This window comes from Bacillus pumilus, assembly GCF_003431975.1.
Taxonomy (GTDB): domain Bacteria; phylum Bacillota; class Bacilli; order Bacillales; family Bacillaceae; genus Bacillus; species Bacillus pumilus_N.
Window position 1 is genome coordinate 1,400,066 of record NZ_CP027116.1, and the last position, 15,224, is coordinate 1,415,289.

20 protein-coding genes and 1 pseudogene are annotated in these 15,224 nt (G+C 40.3%); 18 read left to right on the top strand and 3 right to left on the bottom strand.

The genetic code is table 11. From position 1 onward, the window contains the following. Nucleotides 1–49: 49 nt before the first annotated feature. The 9 genes and pseudogenes from cbpB to C5695_RS07140 all read left to right on the top strand — a co-directional run bounded on the left by cbpB (nt 50) and on the right by C5695_RS07140 (nt 6,107). Nucleotides 50–493 carry a cyclic-di-AMP-binding protein CbpB gene (cbpB, locus tag C5695_RS07100; protein WP_117733039.1) on the top strand — a complete coding sequence of 148 codons (444 nt, stop codon included), beginning with the start codon at nt 50–52 and terminating at the stop codon, nt 491–493. 96 nt (nt 494–589) lie between these two features. After that, nucleotides 590–1,471: a transcriptional regulator CcpC gene (locus C5695_RS07105; protein WP_117730127.1), complete on the top strand. Its 882-nt coding sequence runs from the start codon at nt 590–592 to the stop codon at nt 1,469–1,471. A gap of 116 nt (nt 1,472–1,587) precedes the next feature. Further along, a pseudogene (locus C5695_RS20455) lies at nt 1,588–1,758 on the top strand (DUF4275 family protein); the annotation flags it as partial. 188 nt (nt 1,759–1,946) lie between these two features. After that, entirely contained in the window at nt 1,947–2,423 is a 477-nt protein-coding gene (locus tag C5695_RS07115) for a flavodoxin (protein WP_117730128.1), read from the top strand. Then, nucleotides 2,413–3,306, top strand: coding sequence for a WD40/YVTN/BNR-like repeat-containing protein (locus tag C5695_RS07120; protein ID WP_117730129.1), 894 nt, complete (start codon nt 2,413–2,415; stop codon nt 3,304–3,306). The genes C5695_RS07115 and C5695_RS07120 overlap by 11 nt, the downstream gene beginning before the upstream one ends. A gap of 49 nt (nt 3,307–3,355) precedes the next feature. Further along, nucleotides 3,356–3,781, top strand: a complete 426-nt coding sequence (locus tag C5695_RS07125; RefSeq protein ID WP_233230839.1) for a flavodoxin — start codon at nt 3,356–3,358, stop codon at nt 3,779–3,781. A gap of 109 nt (nt 3,782–3,890) precedes the next feature. Then, on the top strand, nt 3,891–4,601 hold the full coding sequence (gene dapD, locus C5695_RS07130; protein WP_117730131.1) for a 2,3,4,5-tetrahydropyridine-2,6-dicarboxylate N-acetyltransferase: 711 nt from the start codon (nt 3,891–3,893) through the stop codon (nt 4,599–4,601). 34 nt (nt 4,602–4,635) lie between these two features. Next, nucleotides 4,636–5,814 (top strand): N-acetyldiaminopimelate deacetylase, encoded by a 1,179-nt coding sequence (locus C5695_RS07135; protein WP_117730132.1) that lies wholly within the window; start codon nt 4,636–4,638, stop codon nt 5,812–5,814. A 50-nt stretch (nt 5,815–5,864) separates the two neighbouring features. Then, nucleotides 5,865–6,107 (top strand): YkuS family protein, encoded by a 243-nt coding sequence (locus C5695_RS07140; protein ID WP_003211408.1) that lies wholly within the window; start codon nt 5,865–5,867, stop codon nt 6,105–6,107. A 26-nt stretch (nt 6,108–6,133) separates the two neighbouring features. On the opposite strand, the gene C5695_RS07145 is transcribed toward C5695_RS07140, so the two are convergent. Further along, nucleotides 6,134–6,943 carry a mechanosensitive ion channel family protein gene (locus C5695_RS07145; RefSeq protein ID WP_117730133.1) on the bottom strand — a complete coding sequence of 270 codons (810 nt, stop codon included), beginning with the start codon at nt 6,941–6,943 and terminating at the stop codon, nt 6,134–6,136. A gap of 272 nt (nt 6,944–7,215) precedes the next feature. On the opposite strand from C5695_RS07145, the gene ahpA reads away from it, so the two are divergent. The 3 genes from ahpA to rok all read left to right on the top strand — a co-directional run bounded on the left by ahpA (nt 7,216) and on the right by rok (nt 9,356). Then, nucleotides 7,216–7,758: a biofilm-specific peroxidase AhpA gene (ahpA, locus tag C5695_RS07150; protein WP_003211758.1), complete on the top strand. Its 543-nt coding sequence runs from the start codon at nt 7,216–7,218 to the stop codon at nt 7,756–7,758. Nucleotides 7,759–7,840: 82 nt separating this feature from the next. Then, nucleotides 7,841–8,299: a TlpA family protein disulfide reductase gene (locus tag C5695_RS07155; RefSeq protein ID WP_034662741.1), complete on the top strand. Its 459-nt coding sequence runs from the start codon at nt 7,841–7,843 to the stop codon at nt 8,297–8,299. Nucleotides 8,300–8,780: 481 nt separating this feature from the next. Beyond that, the gene (gene rok / locus C5695_RS07160) at nt 8,781–9,356 is read left to right on the top strand and encodes a transcriptional regulator Rok (RefSeq protein ID WP_117730134.1); all 576 of its coding nucleotides are present in this window, start codon (nt 8,781–8,783) and stop codon (nt 9,354–9,356) included. Nucleotides 9,357–9,407: 51 nt separating this feature from the next. On the opposite strand, the gene C5695_RS07165 is transcribed toward rok, so the two are convergent. Continuing rightward, entirely contained in the window at nt 9,408–10,325 is a 918-nt protein-coding gene (locus C5695_RS07165; RefSeq protein ID WP_117730135.1) for a coiled-coil domain-containing protein, read from the bottom strand. An 84-nt stretch (nt 10,326–10,409) separates the two neighbouring features. On the opposite strand from C5695_RS07165, the gene C5695_RS07170 reads away from it, so the two are divergent. Genes C5695_RS07170 through moaD form a run of 6 tightly spaced genes read left to right on the top strand, consistent with a single transcriptional unit; the run spans nt 10,410 to nt 14,543 of the window. Next, entirely contained in the window at nt 10,410–10,991 is a 582-nt protein-coding gene (locus C5695_RS07170) for a molybdenum cofactor guanylyltransferase (RefSeq protein ID WP_117730136.1), read from the top strand. Nucleotides 10,992–11,020: 29 nt separating this feature from the next. Next, a complete protein-coding gene (locus C5695_RS07175) occupies nt 11,021–12,037 on the top strand; it encodes a thiazole biosynthesis adenylyltransferase ThiF (protein ID WP_117730137.1) in 1,017 nt (338 codons plus the stop codon). Nucleotides 12,038–12,046: 9 nt separating this feature from the next. Beyond that, nucleotides 12,047–13,324, top strand: coding sequence for a molybdopterin molybdotransferase MoeA (gene glp / locus C5695_RS07180; RefSeq protein WP_187441792.1), 1,278 nt, complete (start codon nt 12,047–12,049; stop codon nt 13,322–13,324). Further along, nucleotides 13,306–13,833 (top strand): molybdopterin-guanine dinucleotide biosynthesis protein B, encoded by a 528-nt coding sequence (gene mobB / locus C5695_RS07185; RefSeq protein WP_117733041.1) that lies wholly within the window; start codon nt 13,306–13,308, stop codon nt 13,831–13,833. Before glp ends, mobB begins: the two co-directional genes overlap by 19 nt. After that, nucleotides 13,826–14,317: a molybdenum cofactor biosynthesis protein MoaE gene (locus C5695_RS07190; protein ID WP_117730139.1), complete on the top strand. Its 492-nt coding sequence runs from the start codon at nt 13,826–13,828 to the stop codon at nt 14,315–14,317. Before mobB ends, C5695_RS07190 begins: the two co-directional genes overlap by 8 nt. Next, nucleotides 14,310–14,543, top strand: a complete 234-nt coding sequence (gene moaD / locus C5695_RS07195) for a molybdopterin converting factor subunit 1 (protein WP_117730140.1) — start codon at nt 14,310–14,312, stop codon at nt 14,541–14,543. The genes C5695_RS07190 and moaD overlap by 8 nt, the downstream gene beginning before the upstream one ends. 45 nt (nt 14,544–14,588) lie before the next feature. Here the strand turns inward: moaD and C5695_RS07200 are convergent, their stop codons facing one another. Next, nucleotides 14,589–14,966, bottom strand: a complete 378-nt coding sequence (locus C5695_RS07200) for a Rok-like winged helix domain-containing protein (RefSeq protein ID WP_117730141.1) — start codon at nt 14,964–14,966, stop codon at nt 14,589–14,591. Between the last annotated feature and the right edge of the window lie 258 nt (nt 14,967–15,224).

Sequence of the window (15,224 nt, forward strand, 5' to 3'; positions counted from 1 at the left end):
TAAAGGGGAATGTATGATTGATGATCGAGAGAAAAGGGGTCGAAGAAACATGATAGAGATAGAACCAACTCAATTGCTTGAGTCAACAGTAGCCGAGCATATGATTGATGCAGATAAAGTGGCACATGTTCAAATTGGAAATAATCTTGAGCATGCCCTATTGGTCCTAACAAAAACAGGATATACAGCCATCCCAGTATTAGATGCTTCTTATCATCTACACGGGTTAATTGGAACGAATATGATCATGGATAAGATTTTTGGGTTAGAACGAATTGAATTCGAAAAGCTGGACCAACTCAAGGTAGAAGAGGTTATGCGAACCGATATCCCAAGACTTAAAACGACGGACCCTGTCCTAAAAGGCGTTCACGCTGTAACAAATAATGGATTTGTTTGTGTAGAAAATGAGGAGCAAGTCTTTGAAGGCATTTTTACACGACGTGTTGTATTAAAGCGCTTAAATGAAGTCATTCATTCCGCAAAAAAATGAGCTGCAGCCCAGCTTATTTTTTTTGCCTTCATAAGCTAAAATTTATATAATGACCATATGGAATAAGAAAAACTTATAGAGAGAAAGGGGACGCCCATGCAGCTTCAGGAGTTACATATGCTTGTTGTGTTAAGTGAAGAATTGAATATGAGAAAGGCTTCGGAGCGGCTCTTTGTCTCTCAGCCTGCTTTATCACAAAGATTGCAGACGATCGAAAAGGAGTGGGGAACCAAAATCTTTTTTCGTTCTCAGAAAGGGCTTACTGTGACTTCTGCAGGTGAACAGATCATTCAATTTGCAAAAGAGGTGACGGTTGAGCAGGACCGGGTAAGAGAACGAATTGATGAACTTGAAGGGGACATTCACGGTACACTCAAGCTTGCGGTTGCGTCCATTATTGGACAGCACTGGCTGCCGAAGGTGTTAAAGCGGTATGTCGAAAAATATCCAAATGCGAAGGTATCACTTGTGACCGGCTGGAGTAGTGAAATGCTCAAAAGCTTATACGAGGACCACGTGCACATTGGGATCATTCGTGGAAACCCTGATTGGAAGGGAACAAAGGAATACTTGATGACAGATCATTTATATTTAGTCGATTCTGTCATCAAGGACGTGGATGAATTAATCGAGACAGAACGGCCGTTTATCCAATTTAAAAGTGACAGCACGTATTATCAAGAAATTCAGCATTGGTGGCACCAAAAATTTAAAGTGTCTCCAAAGCAGACGATTCTAGTAGACCAAATTGAGACTTGTAAACAAATGGCTTACCACGGCATCGGTTACGCCATTTTGCCGTCAGTCACCTTATATGACCACGAAAAAAGTGTTCATAAAACGCCACTTGTTGACGTGAATGGAGAGCAAATCGGACGTGACACATGGCTTTTAGGCTATGAAGCTTCTTTTCAATTAAAACAGGTGCAAGCATTTGTCGGTGTGGTCAAAGAAATGCTTGAAAGTGATGCGGTGTAAGTACCTTCTTGGGAAAGGAAGGTGCTTTTTTTCTTGTGAATGATATCTTTGTTTAAATTTACTTATTGCATGAATAAGCAAGAGATTGATGGAGCGATTCATAGAGGAGACTTCGATTTTATGTCGAAAATGCAAGCTCACTTTCAATCAATGATTTACCATATCAATCTGATAATATGAATTATAACGATATGTATGTGATGGATTGGAATGAAAAATGGACATTTGTGATGACGCACGAAACAGATTATGGTCCATATTTTATTCAAATAGATGAAAAGAACGAAAGAGGAACCGATGATTTCTTTGATATGAAAAGCCCGCCTTCCAGTTGGAATGAGCGGGTTTTTCATTGGATTTTGGTCATCTTGATCAAAGCCTTTTCATGAAATCATTTGACAATGAAAATCATTATCATTTAAAGTGTACATATAATAATTGAAAATGATTATCATTTAGATGAGGTGACCGATAGATGAAAGCATTAATTGCATTTGCGAGTATGTCTGGCAATACAGAAGATATGGCTGCAATCTTAAAGCAAACACTTGAAGGAAAAGGGATTGATACAGAGATGTTGGAATTTGATGATATAAGCACAGAGGATCTTTCTTCCTACGATTATGTGTTCATCGGTTCTTATACATGGGGTGATGGCGATTTACCTTATGAAGCAGAGGATTTTTATGAAGAGGTCTCTACGCTTGAATTAAGTGACATCAAAGCGGCTGTGTTTGGATCTGGAGATTACAGCTATCCGAAGTTTTGTGAGGCTGTCCACACATTTCATGACATGCTCAAATCAACCGGGGCATCTGTATTTCCTGAAACATTGAAAATGGAGCTTGCGCCTGATACCGATGAGGATGTGGCGTGCTGTCAGGAGTTTGCGACGAGCTTTTTAACGTGGGTGGCGTTGTCTGAGAAACGAGTTGAAAACCATGTTTCATAAAGGAGCAACGGCCGTTGCCGCATCTAAAAACGGTGGATACTTTGTCGCTGTAAAAAGAGAAGGTATTTTTCACTATAGTGTGGAGAGCGGGTGGCAGCAACTGTTTAAGCTTAAGCATAAAATCCATGCCATCAGCTATATTGGCCCTTATTTATTCGGTGTTGGTGAAAATGGCACAGTGATGAGGTCAGGAGATGAAGGCAATACATGGGCGCTATCATCATTCCCAACAAATGCAGTTGTTTGGTCTATTACAGGACGCAAAGATGGGTTTGTGTGTGCACATGGAAAACACAGTATTTATGTGTCAAATGATTTCGGAATTTCCTGGGAAATTATGAAGCCGTTTGCTCATGTTGATCATCCGCCTGTCATTCGTTCCCTATGTGCTGCAGGTGATCGCCTTTATATTGGAACACAGATACATGAGGTTCACGGAGGAATATGGGTATATGACTTGGAGACTGAACAGATTTTTCTTCTCAACAGAGAGACGCACCGGATGACAGCCTCTATGCTGCTCTGTCAGGAACAGCTTCTTGTTTGTGCATTAGGATCAAAAAAAGGCAAAAAAGGATCTGTTCAAATTTTAGATTTACATACCAATATACTGCATGATATTCAATCGCAAGCCTTTGCTAGAGAGGAATCATTTTTGGATGTGTCAGAGGATAATGGGATTGTGTATGTTACCACCTCACAGGACGAACACGGGTTTTCTAAAGTGTATCAGCTTGATATGAAGCAAAAAGAGCTCAAATGGTTTGATACGATCAAAGGACACGGTTTTCGTGTAGCCAATCAGAATGAAAACTTTTTCTGTGCGGGCTTATATGAAAGCAAGTTTGTAAGGCCATATGAAGAGCCGGTATTGATTCATTGAAAAGGAGGAATAAAAAGTGACAGAGAAAGTTTTATTGGTGTATGCCACAATGTCTGGGAATACAGAAGCGATGGCAGATTTAATTGAAAAGGGATTAAAAGAAGCAGGGGCTAGCGTAGACCGGCATGAAGCGATGGATATTGATGCCGAGCTACTCAATGATTACACGCACATTATGTTAGGTGCTTATACATGGGGAGATGGAGACCTTCCTGATGATTTTATTGATTTATATGAAGAAATGGAAGAGCTTGATTTAACGGGAAAAGCAATTGCTGTATTCGGTTCCGGGGATACATCTTATGAGCATTTTTGCGGAGCTGTTGACCTAATCGAAGAAAAAGTGAAGGAGCTTGGTGGTGACATTGTCCTGCCATCAATCAAGATTGAGCTAAATCCAGAAGGAGAAGAAGAAGAGGAATTGATTTCTTTTGGCAAACAATTTGTTCATCTTCACCAGCAGGAAGCGGGGTAATCGGTCTCGCTTGTTTTATTTTCCATTGAAGAGTCAACTCTTTCACTTGTCATTAAAACTCTCCTTTGGTACAGTAATGAAGTATAAATTAAGAGGAGGACATACATACATGAAACAAATGGACGCTAATGAAATTATTTCATTTATTCAAAATAGTACAAAATCAACACCTGTCAAAGTCTACATCAAAGGTGATTTAGAAGGAATTGAGTTTGGTGAATCTGCAAAAACATTCATCACTGGAAACACTGGTGTTGTGTTTGGTGAGTGGAGCGAAATTCAAGAAGTGTTAGAAACGAACAAAGACAAAATCGAAGATGTTGTTGTGGAAAATGACCGCCGCAACTCTGCAATTCCGATGTTAGATTTAAAGAACATCAAAGCACGTATTGAGCCAGGTGCGATCATCCGTGATCAAGTTGAAATCGGTGATAATGCAGTCATCATGATGGGAGCTTCTATTAATATCGGTTCTGTGATCGGTGAAGGAACGATGATTGACATGAACGTGGTGCTTGGTGGCCGCGCGACAGTAGGTAAGAACTGTCATATCGGTGCTGGATCTGTTCTTGCAGGTGTGATTGAGCCGCCGTCTGCTCAACCAGTTGTCGTAGAAGATGATGTTGTCATCGGTGCGAACGCTGTCGTTCTAGAAGGTGTGACAATTGGTAAAGGTGCAGTCGTAGCAGCTGGTGCGATCGTTGTGAACGATGTGGAGCCTTACACAGTTGTTGCAGGTACACCTGCAAAGAAAATCAAAGACATTGATGAAAAAACAAAAGGTAAAACGGAAATCAAACAAGAACTGCGTCAGCTTTAATTTATATAATTCGCAGCTGAAGACATAGACGTGGATGATATATCCACGTCTTATTCGTATAGAGGAAAGGAAGCGAGTTCACTTGTTAAATCGTGAGCAATTGATATCCATTCGAAGAGATTTACATCAAATCCCTGAGCTTGGTTTTAAGGAATTCAAAACACAAGCATACCTCCTCAAGCATCTTGGTGCTTATTCAAAAGATCGAGTTGAGATAGAAACATGGCGAACTGGACTTTTTGTCAAAGTAAAGGGAACAAATCCTGAGCGCGTATTTGCGTATCGTGCAGATATGGACGGCCTGTCTATTCCTGAGGACACAGGGTATCCATTTCAATCAGTACATGAAGGGAAGATGCATGCGTGTGGACATGACCTTCATATGACCATCGCACTTGGGGTCATTGATCATTTCGTTCATGAGCCAATCAAAGAAGATCTATTATTTATGTTCCAGCCGGCAGAAGAAGGTCCAGGCGGAGCTGAACCGATGCTTACAAGTGATGTGCTGAAAAAGTGGACACCAGATTTTATTACAGCGCTTCATATAGCACCTGAATATCCTGTCGGAACGATAGCCACAAAGCCAGGACTGTTATTTGCCAATACGAGTGAGCTTGTAATTGATCTTGAAGGAAAAGGCGGGCACGCTGCTTATCCTCATTTAGCGAATGATATGGTTGTAGCTGCAAGTGCGCTTGTAGGTCAGCTGCAATCGGTTATTTCGCGTAATGTCGATCCTCTTGATAGTGCGGTTATTACAGTTGGTACGATTACTGGTGGAACGGCTCAAAATATCATTGCGCAGCATGCAAAACTTGATGGAACCATTCGTACACTTTCACCAGAGTCTATGGAAAAGGTGAGAAAGCGAATTGAAGCATTAGCAAAAGGGATTGAAATTGGTTACGAATGCAAGGCAACCGTGCGCTACCCTTCATCTTATTACGAGGTGGACAATTCAAAGGATTTGACAGAGGAATTTATGTCATATGTTGCTGGAGAAGGGCTTGCGAATGTGGTTGAATGCAGAGAAGCCATGACAGGTGAAGATTTTGGCTACATGCTGAAAAAATACCCTGGATTCATGTTTTGGTTAGGGGTCGACTCGGAATATGGCCTGCACCACGCGAAACTCATGCCTGATGAAAAAGCGATTGAAACAGCTGTAAATGTCATGACGGCTTATTTCAAAAAGCAAGCAGGTGAATGAATAATCAAACTGCCTCCTGTACACCTTATGAACAGGAGGTGTTCTTGATTATGACAAGAATTGGTGTAGAACCATCTTTATCCGATGTAGAAGAACTACTGAAGCAAAAAGGATATGACGTCGTACGTATTCAAAATGAACAGCAAATGGATCAGTGTGACTGCTATGTGGTCACAGGACTGGATTCAAATGTTCTTGGCATTTCAGACACAACGACAAAGGCATCTGTGATTACCGCCTCAGGTATGACGGCAGATGAAATTTGTCAAGAAGTCGAACAGCGTGTTCAATAGGATAAATAAGAAAAAGAACCGGTCGATTATAAACCCGGTTCTTTTTGCTCTTTTTCGATATCGAGTACCTCTTTCATTTTTTTTCGCAGAATTCTTTCTACCCGCCATTGCTCCATTGTTTCGGTTTTCGCTATAATGCGCAGTACGAGTGAGGAGGAACCAAACGCCTCTATTCCAATAACTTGAGGGCCTTCGATAATTTGAGGAACTTTTTCCCGAACCTCATCACACGCAGCCTGAAGGGTTGTGATCATTTGATCCACATTCTCATCTGGAGGCAGCTCAATATCAACGAGTGCCTGCATAGTCCCTCTTGAATGGTTGCTAACGTTCAGAATGCTTCGATTAGGAATGAAATGAAGGGTGCCGTCAAAGCTGCGAACCTGTGTGGTTCTAAGCCCAATTTGTTCAACGATCCCATCGAAGCCAGCAACCGTTATATACTCTCCTACATCGAATTGCTTTTCTAATAATATAAAGAAGCCTGTCACAATATCACTCACTAGTCCTTGAGCACCAAAACCGATCGCAAGCCCCACAACGCCTGCGCCAGCAAGCAAAGCGGTTGGGTTATAATGAAATAAGTCAAGGATCATGACGACTAGAATAAAAATCAATAAGTAGGCGAAAATATTTAACGTAAGACTTTGCAGTGTTTGAGCTCTAGATAAAGAAACGTCATGCTTTTCAGAGAATGTGGAATAGGCACGCTTAATCATCTTATTTCCGATGGCTCTAATTATGAAATAGATCGCAAAAATGGCAATGACTTTTAGCAAAATCATACTGCTATTGAGGATAATGGAAACCCAATCTATTTGTTCAAATGCTTTCATGATCTTCAAAACCTTTCTATGTATGCGCTAATACAGAAGCTAATCATTTGTTCCCTTATGCAAGTCATGTTAAACTTTTAACAGATAGAGCAAGAGATTGTGACAAATCGTTAATTAAATTTATTATTAATTAATATTGACTAAAAACGGCTAAAGTATTATAATTGTAATTGTGAAGTTATTAACTAAATGAGAATTTTAACTTTTGATTCTCATTTTATATACAGCATAGAAGACTGTATAAAGATATTATTTTTTGGAGGGATTTACATATGGCAGAGCGTTTTGTAGGAAAACAAGCTCCACGTTTTGAAATGGAAGCAGTACTTGCTAACAAGGAATTTGGTAAAGTAAGTTTAGAGGAAAACATGAAGAATGACAAATGGACAGTTCTTTTCTTCTATCCAATGGATTTCACATTTGTTTGCCCAACTGAAATTACTGCAATGAGCGACCGTTATGATGAGTTCGAAGATTTAGATGCAGAAATTATTGGTGTATCTACTGATACAATCCACACGCATCTTGCTTGGATCAACACAGACCGTAAAGACAATGGTCTAGGTGAATTAAAATATCCACTAGCTGCTGACACAAACCACACAGTATCTAGAGAATACGGCGTTTTAATTGAAGAAGAAGGAATTGCACTTCGTGGTCTATTCATTATCAACCCTGAAGGCGAACTTCAATATCAAACAGTATTCCATAACAATATCGGTCGTGATGTAGATGAGACATTACGTGTTCTTCAAGCATTACAAACTGGTGGACTTTGCCCAGCCAACTGGAAGCCTGGTCAAAAAACACTTTAATTGATAGCTGAAGAAACAGGAGGGTCTAACTGATGTTAGACCTTTTTGTTTCGACACATACAATGGATGGAGGCGCTTCATAATGAAATTACGTCAACCAATGCCAGAACTAACTGGTGCAAAAGAATGGTTAAATGGAGAAGTAACAAAAGAAGATCTGATTGGTGACAAACCAACATTAATTCATTTCTGGTCAGTCAGCTGTCATCTTTGTAAAGAGGCAATGCCTCAAGTCAATCAATTCCGTGATGAATATAAGGATCAACTAAACGTTGTAGCCGTTCATATGCCGCGTTCAGAAGATGACCTAGATCTAGATAAAATCAAAGAGGTTGCGAAAGAGCATGAAATTACGCAGCCAATCTTTGTGGACAGTGATCATCACTTAACAGAAGCCTTTGAAAACGAATATGTACCAGCATATTATGTATTTGATAAAACAGGTGCTCTGCGCCACTTCCAAGCTGGCGGAAGCGGAATGAAAATGCTTGAAAAACGTGTCAATCGAGTTCTTTCTGAGTCTGAAAAGGCTGCAGAGTAGGCTTAACCCCCATAAATGGGGGTTTTTTCATGGACAAAAATAGGCAACCTATTGCACGGACTAGACTTTTATGTGTGTGTCATCCTTAAGAAAAGAGAAATTGAGGGAGTTTATTAAAAAATATCCCTGAAACAAAAAGGTATTATGACCTATTTACAATTTTGTTTTGAAATGAAAATGTAAAGATTTTAACTTTTTACTATTCAGAACGTTTTTGCACAAAAGAAATTTCAGTTTGGTAAATAACGATGTAAATCAAGTAGTATAAGCGTTTATTCAAATTTTTTACAATATTTTAAAGCTTGTCAAAAGCCTACAGTGGCAATGAAATGGATGCCGAATTTTCCTCTTTGGCAAAATTTTAGTTGAAAATACCTATCTGATAGCAAACTGTAAAATGATAAAAAAATAGTTGATAAAATTAGTTTTCTAATCTAATATTTACTATAGAATATTTTTTATATGATGAGGGGGAAATCCATTGTTTAATGAGAGGGAAGCGTTACGTTTACGATTGGAGCAATTAAACGAAGCAGAAGTAAAGGTCATTCGTGAATATCAAATTGAGCGAGATGCGATTTATGCAAAATTAAGAGAATTAGACCGTCAAGGAACAGGTCTAGTGTCAGATACAAAAAAAGAAGTGCGTACAGAGAGAAAGACGGATTCACTGCCTGTATTAGCTGAACTAGCTGCACAAGAAATGAGAAGCTACCAGCCACCTGCACAATCAAATGCTTCATCATCCTTAGGAACAGGACAGCTAAACGGTGCACCTGTAGGTATTCCTGAAGGGTCGACAAGACGCAGAAGAGGGACAGCTCGTCCTGGCTCAAAGGCAGCTAAACTTCGTGAAGCGGCGATTAAAACATTAAAGCGTCATAATGCAGCGATTAAAAGCTCAGAGCTTCAAAAAGAGATTGAAAAAGAGAGCGGTCTTGAAATCCCTAATATGACAACGTTTATGCAAAGCTTAATTAAAATGTATCCTGAAGTGAAAAAACCATATCGCGGACAGTATATTTTAGAGGGCGACATTCAAACAGAAGACGAATAAATAAAAATGAAACTGCTGACGTCATAGTCAGCAGTTTTTTTATGCCACAATTTACTTCTTTTGATCAACTGTATAAACAATTTTTCGTTCCTTAGACAGTTGATCACGCTGTTTTTTGAAGCCATCGATTTTCACTGTCATGACCTCTCCATTGCGCTGGGACGCATCGACTTGTGCTTGGAGCGTTTGAACTTGTTCGTTCAACTTTTTTAAAATGGGTTCAATTTCTTCCGTTGTTTGTAGGATGCTGTCTCGAGAGAATGCCTGTGAAGCTGTTTGAGCTGACTGGTCAATATCGGCAAAATGAGATGCGATCCATTCCTCGCTTTCTGCTAACTGTTTTTGATAGCTTGTGAGCGTTTCATAAAAAATTGCTTCCTTTGCTTTTTCGATTTGTAGTAATTTTTCTTGTGTTTCATAAAAACGCTCCTGAAGATTTCTGACGCCTTCCTGTAATACTTTGAGCTCCGTGTTTTTAACACCTAATGTTTGCTGTAGTTTATCAATCACAGCGGATAAAGTATTTCCTTTTTGCTCTTCTTTTGCAAGTCGTTTATCTTGATCCTGCACGCGTTCATTTAATTGTTGAGAGATCTCTTTATATTTGACTACTTTTAAATGCAATCGGTGTTTTTCTTCTGTTTCTTTTCTTCTATGATAGGTTTCCTTTTGCAGCATCTCATGGAGAAGAACCATTTTATGTAATAGTTCAGATTTGCTGTAGGAGAGATCTTGTATTTTTGAAGCTGCATCATCTTGATCAATGGTCATTTCATCCAATTGTTGTTTTAATTGCGTGTAATCTTTTTTCATCTCATGATATTCTTGAGTTAACTTCTTATTTTTAGAATACGTATATGAGGACTGTAAATCAGAGATTATTTGTTGATATTTGGCTGTTTCAGCTTTTAAATATAAATTTTCTTGAGATAGGTCATGGAATAGGGGAGAAGCATGGCGCCTGTTCATAGATAGACCCTCCTTATTCATGTTACCAATAAAGTATGCGAAATGAGTATGATTAGAACAACCATATCTAAGGAGGGTGAGAGGATGGACGTAGTGAATGTGATTTTAGCTGGAGGGGCTTCCAGACGCTTTGGAGAGCCAAAGGCAAGTCATGTGTTTCAAGGGAAACCACTATATGAGCATGTGAAAAGGCAGCTTTTAAAAGGCCAGACGGTCATCATCAGTCATCCATCGCTTCTGCCTTTTTTTAAAGCTAGAGGTGAACGAAGAGTGTGGTTAGATGATGAACAAGTGCGCGGGTGCGGGCCGCTAGCTGGCATATATACGGCGATGCAAAAACAAGAAGCAGCATGGTATTTGGTGACGGCATGTGATATGCCTTTCATACGGAGGGAGACAGCCGAAGCTTTATTGTCCTATTGCAACGACCATGAAGATGCCGTTATCCCATTTGTACAGGGCAGGTTACAGCCTTTATTTGCACTGTATCACCGGCGGTGTCTGCCGTCCATTGAAGCATGCCTAAAAGAGAATCAATTAGCAATGAAAGAATTACTCCAAAGTCTCAAGGTGCGTATTGTTTCAGAGGAGGAATTGAACGTGACACCAAATGAATTTCGAAATATCAATAAAAGAAGCGATCTACCTGAAAACGGTATGATATGATACATAAAAATGGCGAGGAGAGAGCAGCATTGAATGACCGATATTCAAGACAAATCTTGTTCCCTCCAGTGGGGGAAAAGGGCCAGCATGCGCTTGCTGACAGTCATGTTCTAATCGTTGGAGCGGGTGCACTCGGAACGGCCTCTGCAGAAGGGCTTGTCCGGTCTGGGATCGGCACATTGACGATTGTTGATCGTGATTATGTAGAATTTTCAAATTTACAGCGGCAGCAGCTGTACACGGAACATGATGCAAAGACACATGTGCCAAAAGCAGCGGCAGCAAAAAAACGTCTCCAAGAAATCAATCATGAAGTGACCATACACGCCTTGATTGAAGATGCAGGGGTAGAGCTATTAAGACCGCTATTTCAGCGCGCAGACATTGTCATTGATGCGACGGATAATTTTGAGACGAGAATGGTGATGAATGATTTATCACTTGAAACGAAGACGCCGTGGATATATGGGGCTTGTGTGAGCAGCCAAGGGATGTATATGACCATTTTGCCGGATAAGACGCCGTGCTTATCATGTGTCTTCACGGAACTGCCTGTTGGCGGTTTGACGTGTGATACTGCGGGGATTATTTCTCCAGCAGTTCAAATGGTTTCTGCTTATCAGCAAACAGAGGCGCTAAAATATTTAACAGGACATGAAGATCAAATCGAACGGAAATTTGTCACATTCGATCTTTGGCAGGCGACATCTTTTAAAATGGATATGTCTCGTACTAAGCAGAAGGACTGTCCATCTTGCGGGGAAGAAAGAACCTATCCTTATATACACGAGCAGCGCAAAAAAACGACAATCCTATGTGGACGGGACACAGTCCAAGTTGTATCTAAAGATTTAGCAAATCTATCATTTGAGCATGTGAAAGAGCGGCTGTCATCCATTTGTGAAGTGGAAGCGAATGCCTTCTTAATCCATGTCCGTTATGAAAATTACCGTATTGTTTTTTTCAAAGGTGGACGTGCATTAATTCATGGGACGAATGATGAAAAAGTAGCCAATTCATTACTAGCAAGACTACTAGGCATATAGGAGTGAAGTGTGATGGAAAGACGTCAGCCAATTCCAGTAGAAGAAGCCATTAAGAAAGTCCATCAATTTGAAAAGCGTGGAGAAGTAGAATGGGTGCCTTTAAAGAATAGCCTTGAAAGGTTCATTGCAGAAGATATTTTGGCAGACCACGATGTTCCGGCATTTGATCGTTCTCCGTATGATGGTTTTGCACTTCGAGCAGAAGATACAAAAGAAGCGTCAAGCGAGCATCCGGTTAAATTTGAGGTCATTGATCATATTGGTGCAGGAATGGTCTCAGCAAAAACGATCGGTCCCTTTCAAGCCATCCGTATCATGACAGGGGCAAAAATCCCGGATGGAGCAAATGTCGTCATCATGCTTGAACTGACTAAGACCCTTGAAAAAGACGGTAAATCATACATGTCACTTAAAAGACCGCTGAAAAATGGGGACAATATTTCCCGTCAAGGAGAAGAGGTACTTGAAGGAAGCGTGATGGTCAAAAAAGGAACGAAAGTAACTTCAGGCGTTACGGCCCTATTGGCGACATTTGGATATGCGGTAGTACCAGTTGTCAAAAAGCCAGTGATTGGCATCATTTCAACAGGTACAGAGCTGCTTCAAGTGAGTGATACGATGGTGGATGGTAAAATTAGAAACAGTAATCTTAGTATGGTTTATGCCCAGGTGCTTGAGGCGGGAGGAGAGCCGCTTGATTTAGGCGGTGTTTCCGATGATTTTGATAAAAGCTATCAGGCAGTAGAAGCAGCTTTAAGCAAGATAGACATCCTAATCACAACAGGCGGTGTGTCAGTGGGTGATTTTGACTTTCTCCCTGCGATTTATGAAAAGCTGGGAGCTGAGGTGCTATTTAATAAAGTGGCCATGAGACCTGGAAGTGTGACGACGGTAGCTGCAATGCCGAGTGGCCAATTGCTGTTTGGGCTGTCAGGTAATCCTGCTGCCTGTTTCGTTGGCTTTGAATTATTTGTGAAACCGATGATCTATAAATGGTCTTTAAAGAAACATCCGTTTCCCAATTTTGCTGAAGCAAAGCTGACGCATGATTTTCCAAAAGCCAATCCATTCACTCGGTTTGTCAGAGCGTCACTTAAATTCTCGGGCAGTCAGCTCAGTGTGACCCCAACAGGTCTTGATAAATCAAGTGCTGTGACATCTATTGCAGATGCTAACTGCTTCATTGTGCTGCCAGGTGGAACAAGAGGTTTTCAGGCAGGCGATCAGGTCCATGTTTTGCTGTTTCACCACGAAGGCGGTGGTTCTCCATGCTGGATGACACATTAAATATATTACAGATAGTCGGTTATCAAAATAGCGGCAAGACGACGTTGATTGAAAAGCTCTGTCAGCTCGCTGAACTGGACGGGCTAAAGCTAGGCTGCTTCAAACACCATGGTCATGGCGGAAAACCAGACCGTCTTTTGAAAGAAAAAGACACCGAACGATATGTTGGGGCAGGTGCATTTGCCGCTGGTGTGGAAGGAGAAGGTGAGTTTCACTTTTCAATGCAGCACATCACGTTAGAGCAGTTGCTCACTATGTGTCAGCATCTTCCGTTAGATGCTGTCCTGATTGAGGGGTATAAACAGGCACCTTATCGAAAAATCGTTTGTGTCAAAAATGAAGAGGAGCTCATCGGGCTTTCAACTCTTTCCAATATACAAGCAGCTATTTATTTTTCTCAAGAGTTTCAACTAACTAAAAATTACGCGTTCCCTGTTTTTTCAGCCTTTGAAAAGGACGGGATTACATTTGGTTTTAACTTATTGAAGGGAGGCGCTCTGCTTGAGTGAATTATTTAAAATAACAAAAGCGCCGATTGATGTAAACGAATTGATTCAGCATGTGACAAGAAGAAAGGCAGGGGCCATTACGACGTTTATCGGGACGGTCAGAGAGTGGACAAACGGCAAGAAAACATTGCGTCTAACTTATGAAGCTTATATACCAATGGCTGAAAGTATGCTACGTCAAATTGGGCAAGAAATCAATAAACAGTGGCCGGATACGGAAGCCGCCATTGTGCACAGGATTGGAACACTTGAGATCACGGATATTGCTGTGGCAATAGCTGTTTCATCTCCTCATAGGAAGGCTGCATACGAAGCGAATGAATATGCCATTGAGCGAATAAAGGAAATTGTTCCAATTTGGAAAAAAGAATATTGGGAGGATGGGGAAGCCTGGATAGGTGATCAGCTTGAAACGGTTTCATATCCCGAGGGGAAACCTAGCGATCTTCAACTTTCAAAGAAAGAAGGTGATCAGCATGATTAGTGTATTATTGTTCGCCGGCCTTGCTGAGAAGGCCGGTAAACAACAAATCATCATTCAAAAAGATCAAACAACGGTTGATGAGATTAAAATAGAATTACAGGAGGTATATGGTGTTGATGCTGCACAAAACGTAATGGTTGCAGTCAACGAAATATATACGAGGGAAAATGCTGAAGTGCGTAGCGGGGACACTGTTGCACTCATTCCTCCTGTAAGCGGTGGATAATAATATTAGAGGATTTGGTTATGGCCAGCGGCTGTAACCAATTTTTTAAGTGTGAAAAGATTGTAGAGGTACTTGTGTGTGATCTTCGTAAATAAAACATCCCCTTCGTGCTTTAGAAATGTGAGGATCGAGCTGCTGGATCAGATCATACAATTCACTAATTCGCCTCACATTAAAATCTGTCTGTTCCTGAAGCTGTTCCTTTAATTCTTTTGTGCTCACAATACTTCCCTTTTTCTCTTTAATAATATCTACACATCTAGCAGCGTAGTATATTTTGTCATTAGAGGGTCTGCTTTCTTTCATATCAAGTAATTTGAGCTCGTGATAAATGATTTCTCTTTCCTTTCGAAAGTATTGCCATGCTTCTTGTTCTTTTTCATAAAGTAAAATCAACTGCATTTTCAATTGTTCTCTTAACATTCACTTGACTCCATTTCCACTATCATTTAACTTACCTCTATTTTACATTATATGAAAAAATAACTTTTGATCAAGTAAAATCCTTATATTTTTCATTTTTTAATATGAAAGTATTGATACTAAAGGCTCATTTGCTCTATAAAAGAAACCAATCATAGTCCTATAAAGCCGGGATTTGATGAAAATACTAGGATTTTTTTAACAAAAAATTGTTGTGTCTCAATAAGATTATCTGGATCCAGAGGAAAAGGATATTTA

Bases quoted from the DNA above. Each gene is read 5' to 3' on its own strand.
- cbpB (WP_117733039.1), top strand. From the start codon at position 50: ATGATAGAGATAGAACCAACTCAATTGCTTGAGTCAACAGTAGCCGAG.
- C5695_RS07105 (WP_117730127.1), top strand. From the start codon at position 590: ATGCAGCTTCAGGAGTTACATATGCTTGTTGTGTTAAGTGAAGAATTG.
- C5695_RS07115 (WP_117730128.1), top strand. From the start codon at position 1,947: ATGAAAGCATTAATTGCATTTGCGAGTATGTCTGGCAATACAGAAGAT.
- C5695_RS07120 (WP_117730129.1), top strand. From the start codon at position 2,413: ATGTTTCATAAAGGAGCAACGGCCGTTGCCGCATCTAAAAACGGTGGA.
- C5695_RS07125 (WP_233230839.1), top strand. From the start codon at position 3,356: ATGTCTGGGAATACAGAAGCGATGGCAGATTTAATTGAAAAGGGATTA.
- dapD (WP_117730131.1), top strand. From the start codon at position 3,891: ATGAAACAAATGGACGCTAATGAAATTATTTCATTTATTCAAAATAGT.
- C5695_RS07135 (WP_117730132.1), top strand. From the start codon at position 4,636: ATGATATATCCACGTCTTATTCGTATAGAGGAAAGGAAGCGAGTTCAC.
- C5695_RS07140 (WP_003211408.1), top strand. From the start codon at position 5,865: ATGACAAGAATTGGTGTAGAACCATCTTTATCCGATGTAGAAGAACTA.
- C5695_RS07145 (WP_117730133.1), bottom strand. From the start codon at position 6,943: ATGAAAGCATTTGAACAAATAGATTGGGTTTCCATTATCCTCAATAGC.
- ahpA (WP_003211758.1), top strand. From the start codon at position 7,216: ATGGCAGAGCGTTTTGTAGGAAAACAAGCTCCACGTTTTGAAATGGAA.
- C5695_RS07155 (WP_034662741.1), top strand. From the start codon at position 7,841: ATGAAATTACGTCAACCAATGCCAGAACTAACTGGTGCAAAAGAATGG.
- C5695_RS07165 (WP_117730135.1), bottom strand. From the start codon at position 10,325: ATGAACAGGCGCCATGCTTCTCCCCTATTCCATGACCTATCTCAAGAA.
- C5695_RS07170 (WP_117730136.1), top strand. From the start codon at position 10,410: ATGGACGTAGTGAATGTGATTTTAGCTGGAGGGGCTTCCAGACGCTTT.
- mobB (WP_117733041.1), top strand. From the start codon at position 13,306: ATGCTGGATGACACATTAAATATATTACAGATAGTCGGTTATCAAAAT.
- moaD (WP_117730140.1), top strand. From the start codon at position 14,310: ATGATTAGTGTATTATTGTTCGCCGGCCTTGCTGAGAAGGCCGGTAAA.
- C5695_RS07200 (WP_117730141.1), bottom strand. From the start codon at position 14,966: ATGTTAAGAGAACAATTGAAAATGCAGTTGATTTTACTTTATGAAAAA.